At 43.2% G+C, this 2,190-nt stretch carries 2 protein-coding genes; both read right to left on the bottom strand.

Annotated elements, in window-relative coordinates; genetic code table 11:
- Positions 1–48: 48 nt before the first annotated feature.
- On the bottom strand, positions 49–1,287 hold the full coding sequence (locus tag IQ242_RS23115; protein WP_193961563.1) for a DUF445 domain-containing protein: 1,239 nt from the start codon (positions 1,285–1,287) through the stop codon (positions 49–51).
- Between the two features lie 35 nt (positions 1,288–1,322).
- Positions 1,323–2,021, bottom strand: a complete 699-nt coding sequence (gene ubiE, locus IQ242_RS23110) for a bifunctional demethylmenaquinone methyltransferase/2-methoxy-6-polyprenyl-1,4-benzoquinol methylase UbiE (RefSeq protein ID WP_193961562.1) — start codon at positions 2,019–2,021, stop codon at positions 1,323–1,325.
- Positions 2,022–2,190: the final 169 nt, after the last annotated feature.

Here is a 2,190-nt window from a genome sequence, read left to right as displayed (position 1 = left end):
CCCCACACCCTGCCCCCACCAACAAACTTTTTCAGCAGACCCTAATTATTACCCCGGATTCTGTGCAATTAAAATAATTGTTTGCATTAGTCCGACTAGAAGACCGAGAATCCCACCAAGATTAACAATTCCCTGTAATTCCTGTTTAACAATGCCTTGAATAGCATTTTCCAGATCAGCAGGGGAAGTAGCATTTACCCGATCGCGGATCACTTGATCGATATTGAGAATTGGGATAATTTGGGCGACTAATTTCTCTAAATCTTCCTCTAGATAACGCTCTAAAATTAACGCTAACTCTTGACTAATTACCCCTAATGATGTAGTCATTGACCCCGAAGATTGCAGACGATTAATAATTAAATTAGCGATTTGATTCCAGTCGATCGTTTGTCCAAAATCTTGCAGAAATTGTTCGCCACTTTCTTGAATATAAATTCGCACCGTGTCTCTAGTGGTTTTACGCAATTGTCTGACGGTGGAGATAGGTAAATTTTGCAAAGAGATACTTTGTAACCAGTTTTTCAGACGATTACGCATCTCTAAAGATAGTAATAATTCTTTGATTCTGGTATTAGCTAAATCCTTTTCATCAAGGCAAAAAGTGCGTAAGCGAGCGAGGGCATTGCGTAAACCGAATAAATTGGCTACTACCCAATAGGTTCCACTGGTTTTTTCCCGAAATCCTTCATCGATAACTTGAATATTGCGATCGGTTAAAAAGTCGATTAAAGCTAGACGGATAACATCAGCAGGTAGGACGGTTTCTAATAGCCAATCGGAGAATTGTCGCGCCTGTTGTTCACTGAGAGAAAATTCTAAGACTAGGCGATCAAAAATTTGATTGATCTGTTTTTCTAAAAAGTCCTGTCGTCGGGCTAAAACTTTTAGTAATCTCGCTAAAGATTCCCCGAATAAATCGTGAAGAATCGCCGCCAAAATCTCGGCGGTTTTTGCTTGTCGATCGCCTTTGATTTGTTTTAAAGCTAATTGTAACAGCCAGAGTATCGCCCCCTGTACCCTTTCGGTGTCGAGGAGTCGTTTAGCCAGTTTTTGTAGTTCCTCGGGGGTTAACAGGGAACCCATGATCGTATCCGATACCCGGACAGCTAATCGATCTTGATTGCGAGGAATTAGCCCCGGGGTGAAGGGAAGAGGACGCTTACCGATATAAATCGCCTTGTAGGGACGAAATAGCATTTTTATGGCTACATCGTTCGTAAAATAGCCAATAATTGCCCCCGCGATCGGCGGTAATATCCATGTCCAAAGAGTAGCGAGATTCAATTTAGCAGCAAAAAATAAACGGAAATGTGAGTGAGTTATTTCTTTAAGACTAACACTCCCATCAGTCCTGCTAGGAGTGGATAGTGAACGGCACTGGAAAATCCCGACCGATAGCCTAATTTTACCTGTTCTGGGCCCCGGGGAAAGCGATCGATACTGGGACTAATATAAGCGTACTGGTCAGTTAAACCGTAGCGCTCGGCAGCCGGAACGACGATATGCTCGAGATACCAGTTTTGGAAGAATTTGGCGATGGTTTCGGTGGGTTGATGGAAGTCCAGAATCGCCGCTTTAGCGCCCGGTTTGAGGACTCGGTATAATTCCCCCAAACATTGGGCAATATCCACCACATTGCGTAATCCATAGCCAATAGTGGCACAATCAAAGCTAGAATCGGCAAAGGGTAAATTGAGGGCATCCCCTTCCATCCAGTTAATATTAGTGGCACTAAAACGCTGACGGGCGATTTTTAATTGTTGTGGGGAAAAATCTAGTCCGATCACTTGGCCGGTTTTACCCACTTGTTTTGATAATAGGTTAGCCAGGTCGCCGCTGCCACAACAGATATCGAGGGCAAAATCGCCTTTTTCGGGTTGACACCACTTGACTGTCATTAATTTCCAGACGCGGTGTAATCCTAAACTTAATTCTTGATTAAGTCGGTCATATTCGGGAGCGATCTGATCAAAAATTGCCTGTATTTCTGTGGAGTTAGGTGAGGATTGATTGGACATTTTTTTAACGGAGGCAGGGGGCAGGGGGCAGGAGGCCGTTTTTGTAACGGGGATTTATGGCCCGCTCCAAAAACTTTTCGCCTTAAAAGTCGAGGTTTTAGACCCGATTTTTTCGATAATATAGCATCAGAGAAAATCCCAGATCAAGTTATACCATTCTATCCTATCT

The organism is Microcystis sp. LEGE 08355 (assembly GCF_015207185.1).
Lineage (GTDB): Bacteria > Cyanobacteriota > Cyanobacteriia > Cyanobacteriales > Microcystaceae > Microcystis > Microcystis panniformis.
This window is presented reverse-complemented; position numbering and strand designations above follow the sequence as displayed.

Excerpts from the sequence above, each read along its gene's own strand:
- ubiE (WP_193961562.1), bottom strand. The coding sequence starts at position 2,021 with ATGTCCAATCAATCCTCACCTAACTCCACAGAAATACAGGCAATTTTT.